Origin of the sequence: Rubripirellula lacrimiformis, from assembly GCF_007741535.1 — a bacterium.
In the GTDB taxonomy this organism is placed as follows: Bacteria; Planctomycetota; Planctomycetia; order Pirellulales; family Pirellulaceae; genus Rubripirellula; species Rubripirellula lacrimiformis.
Genome location: NZ_CP036525.1, coordinates 914,718 through 932,653, shown reverse-complemented (window position 1 = coordinate 932,653; position 17,936 = coordinate 914,718). Strand labels below are relative to the sequence as shown.

The window sequence follows — 17,936 nt, the reverse complement described above, 5'->3', positions numbered from 1 at the left end:
GAGCCCCTAGCGATCGTCTCCCGTTCTCTCCTATTTTTTGCTTCCGTCATGTCCATCAACTCCGTCGCGAAGTGGATCCCGACTGGTCCACTGAGCGCATCGTTCTACGGGGCCCTATTGCTGGTGGGCGTGTTTGTTTCATTTCCGATGGGCTGCCGCCGGAGCGCCGAACAGGACACAGGACAAACCAGCAATCCAAAAAACGAGCCCGAAGCCGTGCAGACGGATCCCGTGGCACAATTCAAAGCGGCAGCCACCGCGGGCCAGTGGGCACAGGCCGAAGCGATGATCCCCGGCGTGTTGATCTTGGTTCCCGATGACGCCAACCTTTTCGAACTGGCCGGCGATGTGTTCACTGCGACGGGAAAGCCTGCACAAGCAGTGGACGTCTATTCGCGTTCGGTGGACCTGCGTGACCAGCCCTCGGCAGCCTTGCAAGACAAGATCGGCAAACAGTGGATGGTTCTTGGCAGACCCTTTGACGCCGTTGCCACGTTGGAATCGATCGTCGCAGATCACCCCGATCACGTGGCCGCCAGAACCGATCTGGCGGGACTGCTAGGGTCACTCGGCTTGCAGCAACGCGCCAAGATTCATCTGCAGTACTTGGTCCAGCACCAACAGGCCGGGCTGAACGAAATGATCTGGCTGACCGATCTAAATCGGCCTCAAACCGATGCCGCGATTTGCGAGTATGCGTTAAAAAAACATCCCAACATTCTGTTGCCAAACTTCGCCCTGGCCAGCACCTTGGCGTACACCCAGCAGTGGAACGAAGCTCGCGATTTGCTGGACCCACTATGCGACCAACAACCCGACTTTGTCGAAGCCTGGGGATACCTGGGCCGCGTGTTGGTCGAAATCGGTGACGAAGAATCGGTCGCCCGCTGGGCGGCCTCGGTCCCTCCCAACATCGAATCCGACTTCCAGTATTGGATGGCGGCCGGCATCTGGTCCCAACAGCACGGAAAAATCCAAGCAGCCGCCAAAGCCTTTTCGGTCGCATCCACCATCTATCCCAACGACGGCGAAGCGTTGAACCGTTTGGGAACCTGCCTCGCCGAACTGGGACGCAGCGATGATGCACGACGAGCGCTGGGCCGGGCGGAGAAGATCACTCAATTGCGTGACAATGTGGAATCGCTGTTCTCTTGGCGCAATCATTCCCAACGGGCCGCCGTGCTGATCGCCGAATCGATGAACGACCTGGGGCGAGTGTGGGAAGCGGCGACTTGGGCCAGAATCGCAGTCATGATGACCCAGGATCCCAGCCCGAATGCACGAAGTGTGTTCGACCAAATCCGCGGCACGATGTCTGGACAGACACCGTGGCAAACATCCGATTCACAGATCGCCGCGGCAATCGACACCAGCCAGTTCCCCATGCCGTCATGGGACCCACTGCACACGATTGCACCGGAGCAGCCGAGATCATCATCCCCTCTTTCATCGCCCTTCGCCGCTAGCACCATTCGGTTTGCCGACGAAGCCGATCAACGTCAACTGAAACACACTTGCCGAATCCGCGGCAGCGAAACCGGCGAAGGCAGCCTATGGATCTATCAATCCAACACCGGCGGCATTGGCGTGATCGATTATGACCTGGACGGTTGGCCCGACTTTTACCTGACCGCCGCCGACGGAGATCCTTTGCAATCGAATTCGTCGCCCAATCGATTGTGGCGAAACCAAACGGGTCAGTACGTCGATGTCACGGACCATTCGGGCACCAGCGAAACCGGGTACACCCAGGGGATCGCCGTCGGGGATTACAACAGCGACGGGTTCCCAGACCTTTGGGTTGGCAATTTCGGGACCAATCGCTTGCTCCGTAACAATGGCGATGGAACCTTTGACGACGTCACCGTGGCATCTGGAATCGACGGGGAAACCTGGACGTCTTCGTTGGCGATCGCGGATCTGGATGGCGATTCGATTGCCGATTTGTTTGCGGTCAACTACATCGGCGGCACCGATGTGATCGATGAAAAATGTTTCCCCCACAACAGCACCGTCCACCGGTCGTGTGGACCACTGGTCTTTCCCGCCCAAGCGGATCGCGTGTGGCGTGGACTGGGGGACGGCAGCTTTGCAGACGCTAGCGAAACCTGGCTGACAACGTCGCGGCCCGGTCGCGGACTGGGATTGGTCGCCGGCATGTTGGACGAAAACCCCGGCATGGATATCTACGTTTCCAACGACATGACCGCGAATCATTTTTGGTCCGCGAACTTGCACCCCAACCCAGGTGATCGGCAGCCGGATTTTCACCTGGTCGAACAGGCGGCGGCGCGAGGGTTGGCGTTCAACGCCAGATCGGTTTCGCAAGCATCGATGGGAATCGCGGCCGATGACGCAGACAACGACGGCGATATCGATTTCTATCTGACGCACTTCACCGACGACTACAACACGCTGTACCTGCAAACCCAACCGGGGGTCTGGGCAGACCGAACCGCCGCGTCACAGATGGTCGATTCCACCAACGCGATGCTGGGCTTCGGAACGCAGTGGATCGACGCCGACAACAACGGCACACTGGAGCTCGCGGTAGCAAACGGGAACGTCGATGACTTTTCGTCCGACGGGCTGGCCTATCGGATGCCGATGCAGTTGTTCCAGCGTGATTCGGCAATGCACTTCGTCCTGGCAGATCCTGAATCCGTGGGACCGTACTTCCAATCGATGCGGCTCGGCCGTGCCCTGGTCACCGTGGATGCCGACCGCGATCGGCGCGTCGACATGCTGGTAACCCACCTGTACGACCCTGTTTCGCTGCTGATGAATCGATCATCGGTTGGCGATTTGGGATCGCACCTGCAAGAGTCCGAACCGGCAAAGGAGAAGGCAAACGATTCAAGTCGATCCGTTCGCTTCTTTCTGATCGCCACCGAAACGCACCGGGACGCGGTCGGAACCACCGTGCAAATTTCGATCGACGAACAGACCCGATCTCATCAGCGGCTGGCCGGCAACGGATATCAATGTTCCGCCGAACCCTGTTTGCATTTCGGGATCGGCGGTGCGGCGAAGGTGGATCGCGCCGAAGTGGTGTGGCCCAACGGCCACAGCCAATCGATCGACGATCTGGTCGCTGACCGCGACTACCTGTGGGTCCAGGGGCAAGCGCCGACGCCGCTTCCCCCCGCCCGCCGATAGCGAAGCAGTGCTTTCGCCATTTGCTAAACAACCACAAAGCAAATAAGATCTGAACCGCGGTTTCCCAACCCGAATCAACACCTGAACGTGAAGTTTTTGGCAATTTCCCGACATTCAATGCTGGAAACCGTGTTGGAACGCTGGTATCTTCGATTGAAGACAGATGCGCGTTTTTGCATCACTCATGTGATATTACACACACTTCCTCCTTGCTAACTGCTAAGGACTCTGAAATGCGACAGATTTTTTGCATCCTCTCGCTGGCACTTTTGCCACTGTTTTTTACCGCTGGTTGCGGTGGGCCGAACAACGAAGTGACGGTTTCCGGCGTCGACGATTCGAAGGTCTTCAGTGAAGACCAGATGAAATCGATGGAAGAGCAATACAAAGCGGATTCGGGCAGTCGCTAGTCGGCAGCGTGGGGCATCAAAGCCGGCATCAAAGACACATGCAATTTGCTGTGTCATGTTATTTTTTCTTCTTCGGAGGCACATCCTATGTTTTCAAAAATGAAGACTCGATCGGCATTTACGCTGGTCGAGCTTCTGGTGGTGATTGCCATCATCGGGGTCCTGGTCGGGCTATTGCTACCCGCCGTTCAGGCGGCACGCGAGGCGGCGCGGCGCATGAGCTGCAGCAATAATTTCAAGCAAATTGGCTTGGGACTTCACAATTACCACTCTGCGTTCAACAAGAACATGATGCAGAGCGGGGGCACCTACGGAACCGACTCGACATACAGCAACCGGTACTTGCTCAGCTATTTGGTCGGGATGACACCGTTCATCGAACAGCAGGGCGTGTGGGAACAGATCTCGAACCCTCGCGCGGTCAATCACAACGGATCGGCGCGGACTCCACCATTCCCAGCGATGGGACCTGTGCCGTGGCACCGCGAATACACCCCATGGATGACCCAGATCGGTACCTATCGCTGTCCCAGTGACCCAGCGGTCAGCACCACCAACACCGAAGCCTATACGAACTATGCGGCCTGCATCGGTGACGGCGTGGCCAGCAACAACCATTCGTGTTTGGACGAATGGGGCGAACCGATGGGTTGGTGCACACCGGCGCGGATCGGTTCATTCAATCGCGGCTTCTTTCAGTCGCGAACTGCCGTGGGCTTCCGCGACGTCCTTGACGGGTTGAGCAACACCATCGCGTGTGGCGAGATCGTCGTCGACAATGGCAATCGCGAAGTGGCAGGCGCCGTGGTCAACCGTGGCAGCGACGCGCAATTCTTCCTGACTCCCAATATTTGTGATGACACGGTCGATCCGCTGCGTCCCAAATTCCACGCCGAGGGAACCAACACCAACAGCTGGGAAGCGTCTCAAAACAAGGGCCTCCGATGGTGCGATGGGCGCCCCGTGATGACCAGCGTGACCACGATCAATCCGCCCAACGGCGTTAGCTGTTCATGGGCCGGTGACGGATCCGATGCCATGGTGACGATGGGCAGTCGGCACCCCGGCGGTGCTCACGTGCTGATGGGCGACGGAGCGATCAAGTTCATCACCAGTTCGATCGACACCGGGGACCGAAGCCGCAACACACCCGCGTGGCCGGTCAACACCAGCAACACACCGCGGGGATCAGCCAGTCCCTATGGGCTGTGGGGTGCGATGGGAACTCGTGCCAGCGGCGAAATTGTGGCTGTGCCGTAGCCATCGGCGACAGCCATCGATTGAAACGACAACAGCGTTTGCTGATTCACACGAATCGGGAACGCTGTTTTTTTATGCATCCATCCTATGCATCCATCCTGGGGGCTGCTGCAACCGATACCGCCTCGGCAACGATTACAGGATCGACTCGGCCACCAGACGCTCGCGATAGATCTGCACGACTTCGACATGCCACTGGGCGACGTCATCGCCATCGATCAGGTACTGCATAAAAAACTGGACCTTGTCGCCGGTGTCGGCCGACTTCCAGACCACTTCGGCGCGATCAATCCCATACTGTTTGTAGACACGAATGGGCCGATCGAGTTGCCAGTCGGCATCGGGACCGAGGCGCCGCATGGCGTTGTGAGCACCATTCTGTTGGAACTCATCCATCGTCTGCTGAGTCCCTTCGCTGCCTTCTTGATAGAAGTCTTCCAGCGGCATCGATTCGCTGAACCGATTGTTGAAACTTTTGCCCAACTCGATCCCCAGCGGGTCCATATCGCGAGCGATCACTTCCATGTACTGCCGCGTGTACTGCTTGGCCTGGGATCCCAAAGTGGCGGTCTTCATCCACGGCATCGCGTAGCCACAGACCCCGAATCCAATCGCAAGCACCAGGCCGATCTTTGCGGGCAGGATGCCGTAGGCTTTGCCACCACCGGTGGGTCGCAGTGCAAAGGCACCGAAGAAGATCGCGATCACAGGGACCACCAAAGCGCCGATCCCCAACATCGCCGACGCGCTGAGAATTCCCAGCAGCAGGCAGATGTAGCCGGAAAAACGCAGCGGCGCGACCGCTTCGATTTCCTCGAAACCAGTCTCGGCGCGCATCTGCGGCACGGTGTTCAACTTGTCGGCATTCTCGGAGGCGGCATCCCCGGATGATGGAACGGAATCGGTACTCGGATCCACGGTCATGGGTGCGTCAAAACCGAAACAGGGGGTACGGTGCTGGGCACACTCGAACGTCGAGACACCCGTCGTGGATGCTACGCAGTACCGCCGCAAAATGTTTGCCGCAAATCAGGCAGCCCGTCGAAATTCGTCCCCACGGCGATCGGTTACCGGCTGCGATGCAGGCTCGATCCCGTGGTGCGGCAGGTCTGCCAGCTTGGCCCCGCTGATTTTGTCGCGACGCCCCGGATCCGACGCCGCATCGGCATGGCTTGCTGTACCAGCGTCCATGTCCTTGCCTGCCAGAGTGTCGGTGATCCACTGGGCCGCCCGATCGGAGGCTCCCGGGCGGGCATGCAAGGCGTTCAGTTCATCCATTTGCCGCAAAACGGACTGATAATAGAACGAATCGCCGATCATCGCGTCGATCGAAGCGGTCAAGAATTCGATCGCAGGTTCTTCGGATCCGACCGACACCATTTCAGGAAAAATCGACCGGTCGCTCATCAGATTCGGCAGCGTCAAGCTCTTGGTTTGCACCAATAGCCGGCCGACGGTGTAAAGGAATCGGCCAACCCGGTAGACCACGGTCGCCGGAGTCCGCCGCGCCATCAGTTCTAGCGACACGCTTCCGCTGACCATCATCGCACAGTCGGCCACTTCGATCACTTCGCTGGTGCGATCGACGAAAAATTCGATCGGCAGCCCCGAGTCATCCCCGGTCAACTGATCACGGCACCACAGACACTGTCGATCGCGATAGGAGGCCACCAAGAACTTGGTTTTGGGGTGTTTTTGGTGCAAGCGCCGGATGGATTCCAACATCATCGGCCAATTGCGGTGGACTTCGTGGTCGCGAGACCCCGGCAGCACGGCGACCAGAGAACCGTTGGTGGTTCGCGACTGTTTCAGTCGGCCCATCAATTGTTGGTCCAGCGGCGATTGATGGACCGCATCAAAGAACGGGTGGCCGACATAGGTCGACGGGATGCCGGCAGCCGAAAAGTATTTTTCCTCGACCGGCAGGACAGCCAAGACATGGTCCACCGTCCGTCGCATCTTCCGGGTTCGCCATCCGCCCCACGCCCACAGTTGCGGGGGGCAATAGTAGTAGACAGGGATATCGTACCGTTTGGCTCGTTTGGCGATGTGCCAATTGAATCCGGGGAAATCGACCAGCACGACGGCATCCACATCGCCGCCCTGAAAGACTTCTTCGGCCTGGTCGGCAAAGGCGAAGAACTGCCGTAATTTGGGCAGCACTTCCAACAGCCCGACCACGGCATGTTGGGTCAGATCCAGATCGATTTGGCATCCGGCGGCCTGCATCGATTGGCCTCCGAACCCTTGCATCCGAATGCTCGGATCGAGTCGACGGAGGCTTTCCACCAACCGCGCGGCATGCTGGTCTCCACTTGGCTCGCCGACGGAGAAGAAGATATTTTTAGGCTGCGGAGACATCGACGACGATCCGAGTGCAAGAGGCGGAAACGATCATCTTTATCGGTACAGGAAACCGGGCCGCGAGGTCAACGTCGGACTTCGCCCAACGGCTGGCGGCTAGCGGCTAGCGGTTGGCGGCTGGCAGGGATCGATCGGACGGATTGCCGTGGGACAAGACGCCGGAACCCGAAAGCGGCCAGAAGCCCGGACTTGCGATTCAATGGGGGCGAACCGGGAAGGCCAGGACAGCCATTTCAGGTCTGGTTGACGTCCGGGTCTTTGAGCCGCGTGCCCATCAGGGCCGAGTGTTTCAGCACTGGGATGCCGTCCGGACCAAGCGAAACGCTGCTGCGGATTGCGACGGCGGTACTTCAGGTGCGTGTGGACCAGTGGTCGGCATCATGCGGCAGAATCGACCGCTGGGTGCTAGAAAGCACTGTCGGGGGGTACAAAAAAAACGGCCCGCCAGGGTTTCCCCCGGCAGGCCGTTTTGGCACGTCACGTCTTAATAGGTGATCAGTGGACCTTCACTTCGCTTTATCAGCGGGTGAAGACGGCACTGGCCTGAACGACGCGACGCTTTTGTGTCACGCTTGCACTCGGGTCCACGATAGGGGCCGGAGGCATAGGAGCAGCGTCCATGTGAGGAGCTGCGACTGGTGCGGATTGCATTCCACCGGAGCAACCGCAGGACGATGCAGGAGCCGAGCAACCGCAAGGTGCGTCGATGCCGCAGGTAGGTTCAGCCGAGCAACCACAGCCAGCGTCACAGCCGCTGTCGCAGCCACAACCCTTGTGGCCCAGGTTGCCGAACAAGCGGCTCAGCAGTTGGCCGTTGCCGATCTTGCACTTAGGTGCCGAGCAACCGCAACCACTGTCGCAAGATGCAACTTCGAAACCGCAAGACGGTTCGATGGCACATCCGCCACAGCTGCTGTCACAGCCAGCGTCGCAACCTTTGTTGCACGAGAACATCTTCGACAGCAATCCACACTTCTTGGTCGAGCAGCCACAGCCACTGTCGCAGGAAGGAACGGATTCGCAACCGCAAGGTGCAGGAGCTTCGCAGCCACAAGTAGGTGCTTCGCAGCCGCAGGTCGGCTCGCTCAGGCAGCTTTTGGCGTGCAGTTTGCCCAACAGTCCACAGCCTTTGTCACAGCTGTTGCAGCCGGTGTCGCAGGATGGCACTTCGCAACCACAAGCTGGTGCTTCGCAGCCACAGTTTGGCTCGCTGAGGCAGCTTTTGGCGTGCAGCTTGCCCAACAGTCCGCAACCCTTGTCGCAGCTGTTGCAACCGGTGTCACAGGATGGTGCTTCGCAGCCGCAATTCGGCTCCACTGCACACGATGGGATGTCGCAACCGGTATCACAGCAGCTGGCAGCACTGCCGCAGCCCTTGATTCCGAGCATACGATCCAGAAGGTCAAATCCAAAGCTCTGGGTACATAAAGTACAGCCAAGAACCATGGTCAAAGTCATGATAGTCCGCTTCATTGGAGCCACGTCTCCCTAAACTCATATCTGTGCGGTAGGTATTCGTCATGCCGGAAGGCATCAAGACTTTTGATCCGGGCGATATTCGAAAGACCAGAGCCGGGGAACCATTCGGTGGACGAAGTCGCCGCCGAACACCCCCCAATCCAACTCTCGGGAACACTAACGTGCCGGGTGCGGACACCCGGCCCGCCGACTTCGTTCAGTTCCCTCAATCTTCTTCATCACCCCCCCCAGCCCTGGTTCCGATTGGCGTCTTTTCGTCAGGCTTTCGCCCGCTTGGAAGTCGCCGCTGGTCACTGGCTAGGAAGTCGCTGATTCTTCACCCGACATGACAAGACGGTGACATCCATTGTCAACGCCTTTGTCTCTGGGTCCTTCGCACTTCCCACTTCCGTCGGCCACGAGCCGGGGAATTGTGAACTGCGAGTCACTAACGGTATCGACGTAGGGGCGGGATCTAATCAGTGTTCTGGGAGATTTTCGGGCTGTTGCTAGACTTTGATGACTGGGCAAAGGCAGCCAAAGTTCCGGGTGTTTTGCATTCCCCGGGCTGTGCGCGTGGCGAATTCGTTGCGACCGGTATAAACTGCTGCCAGCGACCTTGATCGACACTCCCGCCCCCCCAAACGTGCCCGCGTGACACCCTCCTCGCTGCGTCGACGTGTGATCGGGTGCCTGACTTTGAAACGGAATATCGCTCGCGTGACCGCCCCCGCCACCATCGTCGATCTGACCAGCCTGCCCCCTATTCCATGTCCTTGTGGGATTGCCCGGCGTGCTTTGGGCGACCGCGACGAATTTCCGGGTACTGTCCACCTGACCGAAATCAGCAGCGAGGCCCGTCAACACTATCACCGCGACCACACGGAGGTTTACGTCGTTTTGCAGTGTGCCCAGGATGCCGTGATCGAACTCGATGGGGTCGCCCACCCGGTTCACCCCCATTGTTGTGTCCTGATCCCGCCAGGGGTTCGGCACTGTGCACGGGGTAAAATGACGGTCCTGATCATCTGCACCCCCAATTTTGACCCTGATGACGAACATTTCGATTAGCGTCAGTTTACCTCTGGCTACTATTGGGTAGACCTACCGCTTCGCTCCACCCGACACGATCAGCCCTTCCCCCATGAAACAAAGTGTTATGAAACTGGGATCCCCATTCGCCCCGCCCCAATCCGCCCACCCGTTGGCTGCATGGTTGCTGATCTTGGCAGCCGCGTTTTCATTCGTCACCCAACCGGCTGCCGCGGCCGATTGGCCGTATTGGCGTGGCCCCAGCTTTGACGGCACCGCGGTCGCGACCGGCCTTCCCGACGATTGGGATCCCGATGGCGGCGAAGGCAGCAATGTGCTTTGGAAACGCGACGATATCGGCGGTCCATGCACTCCGGTCGCTATGAATGGCCGTTTGTACATGATCCAACGGTCGCAACCGGGCACCAAGAACGAAGGCGAAATGGTCATCTGCCTGGACGCCAAAACCGGCGAAACGATCTGGGAGAACGTCTACAACGTCTGGCTTTCCGACGTCCCTGCCGAACGGATCGGTTGGACCAGCGTCGTGGCCGACCCCGCATCGGGCAACGTTTACGCCCTGGGTGCCTGCGACGTGTTCCAGTGTTTCAACGGCGAAACCGGCGAAACGCTGTGGAGCGTCCCGCTGCACGAGCAGTTCGGAATGCTATCTACCTACGGCGGCCGGACCAATTTCCCCGTCATCCACGAAGACCTGGTCATCATCAGCGGCGTGATCATCAACTGGGGCGAAAAAGCCAAGCCCAACCACCGCTTGATCGGCATGGACAAGATGACCGGCGAAGTGCGTTGGTTCAGCGGCACCCGCGATCTGCCCTACGACACCACCTATTCGGCTCCCAGCCTGGTCACGATCGATGGCCAACGCCAATTGATCATCGGTGGCGGCGACGGGGCAATTTGGGGATTCCAGCCGCGAACCGGCAAACCACTGTGGCACTACGACCTGTCGATGCGAGGCATCTTTGCCACGCCACTGGTCGTCGGAAACAAGGTTTTCGCTAGCCACAGCGAAGAAAATGTCGCCCCCAGCAATAACGTCATGGGCGCCGTCGTCGGACTACAAGTCTCTGGCACAGGCGACGAAACCAAAGTCAAAGAACTGTGGAAACAACTGGAAGTGGTTTCCGGATACAGCGAACCGGTGATGATCGATAACCGGCTGTACCTGGTCGATGACCGCTGCAAAATGTGGATTTTCGACGCCGAAACCGGCGAAACGATCGTCGAACGCAAATCATTTGTCGGCAGCCGCCAACGCGCCGCCCTGCTGCACGCCGACGGCAAAATCTATGTATTGACCGAAAATGGCCGCTGGGCCACCGTGAAACCGACCGAAGACGGATTCGAAGTCCTGAACAAGGGACGCGTCCGTGACACCGGTTTCGCCGGATCGCCCATCGTGGCCGACGGCCGACTGTATTTCCCAAGTTCAACAGCCCTGTACTGTGTGGGCACCGAAGACGGAACTCAAGAATCCGTCACGATGGCCGACACGATGGGCACGGAAACCGCCATCAGCGAAAACCCGGACATCGCTTGGGTCCAATTGTCGCCCAACGAAGTGATCGTCAAACCAGGCGAATCGGTTGAATTGAACGTCCGGTTCTTCAATCGTCTGGGCCAAGAACTGAAGGACGCCTCGGGTGACCTGCAATTTTCTGTCGATGGCCCGGGTTCGATCGAAGGGTCTACCTATTCGGCCCCTGCCGATGTTGCCCACACCGGCGCCGTGATCACCGCCAAAGTGGGGGACGTCTCTGGCGAAAGCCGGGTTCGTATCGTTCCACCATTGCCTTGGAAGTTCACCTTTGACGGGCTGCAGGATCCTCCCCTTTCCTGGGTCGGTGCTCGTTATCGTCACATCATCAAGGATGTCGACGGATCAGCCGTGTTGACCAAGATCTCGACCATCCCCAAGGGTGCTCGCAGCCGTGCTTGGATGGGTCCCAGCGATGTGTCCGAGTACACGATCGCTGCCGACGCCATGGGATCGCGAATGAGCCAGCAGTTGCCCGACATCGGGCTAACCAACCACGGCTATGTGTTGGATTTGATGGGCGAAAGTCAGCAGATTCAAATCCGCACTTGGTCGGCTCAGCTTCGGATGGCCGAAACGATCGATTTCCCGTGGAAGGAAAACACTTGGTACCGAATGAAGTTCCGCGCGGATATCGAGAGCGAACCACCAGCCGCGGTCGCCATCCTGCGTGGCAAGGTTTGGCCACGTGATGAACCAGAACCCGACGAATGGACGATTACCGCTCGCGACGAATCGCCCAATCTAGCCGCTAGTCCCGGCTTGTACGGCAACGCAAAGGTCGCCGAATTGTATCTCGACAATATCGAGGTCACCGCGAACACCGACGAACCCTAGAGCGGATCCTGGGCAATGCAGCCGGGCGACAACGAACGTTTTCGCTCGGCTCGGCCCATCCCGCGTCACCGATTTGATGCCAAGCGATCACGTCGCCCCCCGAACCGGCGGCCCCATCACAGGCCGCGACCCGACGTGATCCATCCACCCCAACTACCATTCCACCGCCGAAACCATCCCACCCGCCATGCTTAAAAAAGAACTCTCGACCTGGGCCCTGCTGTTGTTCGCTTCGCTGTTGGGAAGCGCGACGACCGTCGCCATGAGTGGCTGCAAACCGCCCGAACCGATCACCGCCAATACGTCGACGTCCGTCGACGATGACGCCGACAGCAACGTGACCACGTCGGACAGCAACGTCACCACCGGTGGCCCGTCGGCCGCTGTGGAGATGCCGGCAGCGGAAACCGCCGAAGTCGAAAAGTCTGCTGCCAAGAAAGCCGAACCGGTGCCCCCGGCCGAAAACGTCGCCGAGGCGAAGGCCGCTGCGATCGCGGAAGAAACAGCAGCCAAAGCTGAAATGGCCGCAGCCGCTGCCGCCGCAGCCAAGGCGACCGAAGTCGCTGCCGCCGAAGCTGCTGCTGCCGAAGCGAAAGCCGCCGCTGACAAAGTTGCCGCTGACAAGGTTGCTGCTGAGAAAGCCGCCGCTGAAAAGGCCGCTGCCGACAAGGTTGCTGCTGTAAAAGCTGCTGCTGAGAAAGCGAAAGCCGACAAGGTTGCTGCTGACGCGAAAGCCGCTGCTGAGAAAGCGAAAGCCGATAAAGCCGCTGCCGACAAAGCCGCTGCCGAGAAAGCAGAAATGGACAAGCAGGCGGCTGCCGATGCCAAAGCTAGCGAAGCTGAATCCGCCGTCGCTCTGGTGACTTCGGACGTCAAGGAACCGGGCCCACCGGCAGAAGTCCAAGCCGCTGGCGGTGACTGGCCTCAGTGGGGCGGGACCCGTGAACGCAACAACGCCCCCGGCGTCGAAGGGTTGCCGGAATCATGGAACATCGGCAAATTCGATCGCCGCACCGGCGACTGGGACAACGCCAAGGCCGAAAACATTCGTTGGTACGCCAACCTGGGCAGCCAAACCTACGGAAACCCCGTCGTCGCGGATGGCCAAGTTTATGTTGGGACCAACAACGGCGCTGGACACATCCAACGTTACCCATCGGATGTCGACCTGGGATGCTTGTTGGCGTTTGACGAAAAGAACGGCGATTTCCTGTGGCAACACAGCAGCGAGAAACTGATCACCGGCCGCGTCCATGACTGGCCCCTGCAGGGCATCTGCTGTGCACCGTTGGTCGAAGGCGACCGACTGTGGTTTGTCACCAACCGCGGCGAAGTCCGCTGTTTGGACACCAAGGGATTCCACGACGGTGAAGACGATGGTCCAGTCGTCGGCGAATCGGCCAACGTCGCCCAAATCATGAACGCCGGCCCCGGCGCCGAACCCCATGCACAAACTTTGTCGGAACTGGCCGACGGCAGTCTTTCGAACGCCGCCAAATCGGTTTTGGCCGAAGCCGGCGAAGCGCTCCAAGGCGAAGCCAAAGTCGAAACCGTCACCGAAGGCAAAGTCTGGAAAGCCACCGGCAACTTCGGCGGCACCGATCGCACGATCACGATCAAGCAAATCGGCCCACGGATCATGTTTACCAAAGCACTGGGCGTCAGCGACAAACGTGATGCCGACGTGATCTGGGTGTTCGACATGATGGGCCCCGAGATGGGTGTCAGCCAGCACAACATGTGTGCCTGCAGCGTGACCTCCTATGGCGACCTCCTGTTCGTGAACACTTCGAATGGGTTGGACGAATCGCACTTGAATTTGCCTGCTCCCGAAGCACCTAGTTTCATCTGCATCGACAAGAACACCGGCGAATTGCTGTGGAGCGATGCTTCCCCGGGCCGCAACATTCTGCACGGTCAGTGGTCCAGCCCTGCGATCGGCGTTTTCGAAGGCGTTCCCCAAGTCCTGTTCGCTGGTGGCGACGGCATCCTGTACAGCTTCGCGGCCACCCGCGGCAACGACGGCAAACCTGAACTGCTGTGGCAATTCGACTGCAATCCTAAAACCACCGTCTGGAAACTGGGCGGCGAAGGAACTCGCAACAATCTGATCGCGACTCCTGTGGCTTACGACGGATTGGTTTACATCGCCGTTGGACAAGACCCGGAACACGGCGAAGGCGAAGGCCACCTGTGGTGCATCGACCCCAACAAACGCGGTGATGTGTCGCCAACATTGGCGATGAAACTGGAAGACGGCAAACGCGTACCGATCGCTCACCGACGCGTGCAAGCGGTTGAACCGGAGAACGGCGAAGTCGAAGTCGACAACCCGAACTCGGCCGTCGTCTGGCACTATTCGATGTTCGATTCCAATGGCGACGAAGAGATCGATTTCGAAGAAGAAATGCACCGTTCTATCGGCACCTGTGCAATCAAGGACAACGTGCTGTACATCGCAGACTTCTCGGGGTTGGTCCACTGTTTGGATGCCAAGGGAACCGACGATGGCAAGCCCATCGTGCACTTCACCTACGACATGCTGGCCCAAAGCTGGGGCAGTGCCCTGATCGCAGACGGTCGTGTGTTCATCGGTGACGAAGACGGCGACGTGTCCGTGTTCGAATTCGGCGCTGAAAACAACGAACCGATGGAAGAGATCAACATGGGCAGCAGCGTGTACAGCACGCCTGTCGGTGCGAACAAGACGATCTACATCAGCACCAAAGACAAGCTGTTCGCGATCGGTTTGCCCGAGTAAGGTGATCAGCGATCGTTTTCGAGTGTTCGCCTAAGATGCCTTGCACTCGCCGGATCAGGCGAGTGCCGGGGCGAGATAGAGAGGATCCTTGGCGGTCACTCGATCCTCGTTTAGGCTCGGCCCTTCCCCCGGCGGTCGCAATGCAGCAAGCGATTGCAAATTGACCACTGACAAGCGGCCCCCCCAACGGAAAGCAACGGCTGGCTTTCCATGGCGGTCAAACATTTTTCCGTCATCCACGCCTCGAAACTGATTTTATGTCAAAGACACTTTTGGACTGCGGTAACTGCGGTCCTGATTTCAATTCCATTCGCCAGATGGTGAATTCCAACTTCAACGCTTCGGTGGTGCAGTCGCACGGTACCGAGGACACACTGGAAATGCTCCGCACCAAAAAAATCGACTTGGTGACGGTCAACCGCAAACTGGACCGCGATTACACCGACGGCATGGAAGTGATCAGAGCGATCAAAGCGGATCCCGAGGTCGGTTCGGTGCCGGTGATGCTGGTGACCAATTATGACGAGCACCAACAGGCGGCGATCGATGCCGGCTGTGTTCGTGGATTTGGCAAACTGGCGATCGGCGATCCGGCGACCCAAGAGTTGTTGGAACCGTATCTCGGCGAGCGAAAGAAGAAGTGACCGCAGCCACCAGTGGCGCGGGCATCCTGTTGATCGCGATTTTGGTGGGATTGGCCGCCGGTGCCGTCCTAGGGGTCCAGCCTAGCGTCAACGGACAACTTGGCCGACATGTTGCCCATCCGATCCAGGCATCCCTGATTTCATTCGCCGGCGGCACGATCGCGTTGTTGGCGATCTGCGTGGTCTGCGGAATTTTCCCACCGCGTTTCACCGTGGCCCCATCCACGATGCCCTGGTGGGCCTGGACGGGCGGTTTGTTTGGCGTGGTGGTGGTTTCGACATCGCTGATCCTGGTCCCCCGCGTCGGATCATTGCCCTGGTTCGCTGCCCTGATGACCGGCCAGGTGATCGCGGCGGTACTGCTGGATCATTTTGGGTGGTTGGGCAACGCCCAAGCGACGGCCAGCCCGACGCGGCTGATCGGGACCGGATTGTTGATCGCCGGGTTGATGACGATCGTGTATGCCAAGCGAACCGAGCAAAATGTACCGCAGCGATTACCATCGGACGTGGTTCCCGTGGCGGGTTCGCTACAGGAAACCGGCATTGAAACGGACAACTCAGTTGATCACGCCCGCTAAGAATGTCTGAATTTCAGATCTGGGCATGACCGATAACGGCCTTATCGACACTCTCGCAGGCTCGGAAACCGCGTCAAACCGAGCTGTCCTACCTTGAGGCAACAATTCCGGGCCTCTATTTTAGATCTGTTGTGGATACCCATTTCCCCCAATCGACACGATTGGTCGCATTCGCGACTGGCCCATTCGAACTCGCAATTGCCACCGACCGATGATGAAGTACCGCCAACTCGACAAAATCACCTCGCTGGTGCCCGGCAAATCGCTGGTCGCCGAGCGGACGCTGCGGGCGGACGAAGAATACCTGCTGGACCATTTCCCACGTTTTCCGGTGATGCCGGGCGTGATGATGCTGGAAGCTCTGCATCAGGCCGCAATCTGGCTGATCCGCACCGGCGACGGCTTCCAAAGCCCCTTGGTTTTGCTCCGCGAGGCCAAAGGGGTCAAGTTTGGCGATTTCCTGGTTCCCGGCGAAACGTTGACGATCACGGCCGAAATGCTGAAAGAAGACGGAAATCGGACCACCGTCAAAGCCACCGCTAGAAAGGGCGATCGAGTGACCGTGACCGCCCGATTGGTGCTCGAAAAGTGCCATAGCGACGATCCCGAACGATTGGGCACCAACGAAGACATTCGAAAGCAGACCGAAACGCAATTCCGCGAATTGTTCGGCGATGTTACGCTCTCGGTCTGAAATGACGCTGGCACGGCGACCAAAATCGCTTTCCGAAGCGAATCACCGATTGCCAACCGACACCCACCATCCATTTTCTAAATCAATTCACCCAAACAGTTTTCCACAAAGGTTTTCCGATGGCACTGGCCCAAGAAGAGATTTTCGAGAAGGTTCAAGCCGCATTGGTCGACGCATTGGGCGTTGACGACGACGAAGTGACTCGCCCAGCGACCTTGGTCGGTGACCTAGGTGCGGAATCGATCGATTTCTTGGACATTGTTTTCAAGTTGGAAAAATCGTTCGACATCACGATCCCTCGTGAAGAACTTTCGCCCGAAGACATTTTGACCAACAGCCAATACGTCCAAGACGGTGTTGTCACCGCCGACGGCATGGCCGAACTGAAGCGACGGATGCCTTGGGCCGACCTCAGCGAGTTCGAAAAGAGCCCACGCGTTCAAGATTTCGGCAACCTGTTGACCGTCGGTGACCTTTGCAATTACGTCGGCAGCAAGGTCGGCGAATAGTCACGTTATCGACAGACCGCCACTGCGGCAGTCGATCCTGATTCCCCCTGGGCAAAATTCGCTTGGCGAACGCCCCCAAGGGGACCATTCCTAGGACCGTGGCCAATGCCGGCCCGGTCTTTTTCCTTTTTCGGTATCACTGATGCGTTGGTTCTGGGTCGATCGATTTACCGAGTTCGTGAGCGGTTCGCACGCTAGCGGGATAAAAAATATCACGCTGGCCGAGGAAGCCGTGGATGAATACTGCCCTGGCTTCGCCATGCTGCCGCCGACGTTGATCATCGAAGGGATGGCGCAAATTGGCGGCATCCTGGTGGCTGAACACTTCCAGTTCGAAAAACGCGTGGTGCTTGCCAAAGTCGGTCGCGCCGAGTTTCTGCAACCTGCTAGGACCGGCGATCAACTGACCTACCACGTCCAACTGGATGCGGTTCAGGAACACGGTGCCACGGTGACCAGCGTCAGCCACTGTGGTGACCAAAAGCAGGCCGAAATCGACCTGATGTTCGCATTCCTGGAACCGGGACGGTTCACTGACGGGCCATTGTTCGCCCCCGGCGATCTTGAAGGCATGCTGCGGATGATGAATTTCTTTCATGTCGCGGTCGACGCCGATGGCAATCCTGTCCGGATGTACGACAATCTGTAGCTATCGGCGAACACCGG

Annotated in this window: 13 protein-coding genes; 11 read left to right on the top strand and 2 right to left on the bottom strand. The window is 58.5% G+C overall.

From position 1 onward, the window contains the following. Positions 1-48 precede the first annotated feature (48 nt). From K227x_RS03280 to K227x_RS03275, 3 genes are all read left to right on the top strand, one after another. Positions 49-3,159, top strand: a complete 3,111-nt coding sequence (locus tag K227x_RS03280) for an FG-GAP-like repeat-containing protein (protein ID WP_218933743.1) — start codon at positions 49-51, stop codon at positions 3,157-3,159. Positions 3,160-3,392: 233 nt separating this feature from the next. Next, entirely contained in the window at positions 3,393-3,569 is a 177-nt protein-coding gene (locus tag K227x_RS30205) for a hypothetical protein (protein WP_218933742.1), read from the top strand. A gap of 87 nt (positions 3,570-3,656) precedes the next feature. Continuing rightward, positions 3,657-4,829 carry a DUF1559 domain-containing protein gene (locus K227x_RS03275; RefSeq protein ID WP_246146470.1) on the top strand — a complete coding sequence of 391 codons (1,173 nt, stop codon included), beginning with the start codon at positions 3,657-3,659 and terminating at the stop codon, positions 4,827-4,829. 135 nt (positions 4,830-4,964) lie between these two features. Here K227x_RS03275 and K227x_RS03270 read toward each other — a convergent pair whose 3' ends face one another. After that, positions 4,965-5,753 (bottom strand): hypothetical protein, encoded by a 789-nt coding sequence (locus K227x_RS03270; RefSeq protein WP_145168053.1) that lies wholly within the window; start codon positions 5,751-5,753, stop codon positions 4,965-4,967. A 105-nt stretch (positions 5,754-5,858) separates the two neighbouring features. Next, positions 5,859-7,190, bottom strand: coding sequence for a lipid-A-disaccharide synthase (gene lpxB / locus K227x_RS03265; protein WP_145168052.1), 1,332 nt, complete (start codon positions 7,188-7,190; stop codon positions 5,859-5,861). A 2,115-nt stretch (positions 7,191-9,305) separates the two neighbouring features. Here lpxB and K227x_RS03255 point away from each other — a divergent pair. The 8 genes from K227x_RS03255 (at position 9,306) to K227x_RS03215 (ending at position 17,919) form a co-directional block, all read left to right on the top strand. Next, positions 9,306-9,722: a cupin domain-containing protein gene (locus K227x_RS03255; RefSeq protein WP_391540417.1), complete on the top strand. Its 417-nt coding sequence runs from the start codon at positions 9,306-9,308 to the stop codon at positions 9,720-9,722. A 73-nt stretch (positions 9,723-9,795) separates the two neighbouring features. After that, positions 9,796-12,081 carry an outer membrane protein assembly factor BamB family protein gene (locus tag K227x_RS03250; protein ID WP_246146469.1) on the top strand — a complete coding sequence of 762 codons (2,286 nt, stop codon included), beginning with the start codon at positions 9,796-9,798 and terminating at the stop codon, positions 12,079-12,081. 799 nt (positions 12,082-12,880) lie between these two features. Then, a complete protein-coding gene (locus K227x_RS03240) occupies positions 12,881-14,842 on the top strand; it encodes an outer membrane protein assembly factor BamB family protein (RefSeq protein WP_246146820.1) in 1,962 nt (653 codons plus the stop codon). Between the two features lie 257 nt (positions 14,843-15,099). Beyond that, positions 15,100-15,486 (top strand): response regulator, encoded by a 387-nt coding sequence (locus K227x_RS03235; RefSeq protein ID WP_145168050.1) that lies wholly within the window; start codon positions 15,100-15,102, stop codon positions 15,484-15,486. After that, complete coding sequence (locus K227x_RS03230) at positions 15,483-16,067, top strand: DMT family transporter (protein ID WP_246146468.1); 585 nt, start codon at positions 15,483-15,485, stop codon at positions 16,065-16,067. The genes K227x_RS03235 and K227x_RS03230 overlap by 4 nt, the downstream gene beginning before the upstream one ends. A 211-nt stretch (positions 16,068-16,278) precedes the next feature. Continuing rightward, entirely contained in the window at positions 16,279-16,761 is a 483-nt protein-coding gene (locus K227x_RS03225) for a 3-hydroxyacyl-ACP dehydratase FabZ family protein (RefSeq protein ID WP_246146467.1), read from the top strand. Positions 16,762-16,880: 119 nt separating this feature from the next. Beyond that, complete coding sequence (locus tag K227x_RS03220) at positions 16,881-17,270, top strand: acyl carrier protein (RefSeq protein WP_145168049.1); 390 nt, start codon at positions 16,881-16,883, stop codon at positions 17,268-17,270. 142 nt (positions 17,271-17,412) lie between these two features. Beyond that, complete coding sequence (locus K227x_RS03215) at positions 17,413-17,919, top strand: 3-hydroxyacyl-ACP dehydratase FabZ family protein (RefSeq protein ID WP_145168048.1); 507 nt, start codon at positions 17,413-17,415, stop codon at positions 17,917-17,919. Positions 17,920-17,936 lie beyond the last annotated feature (17 nt).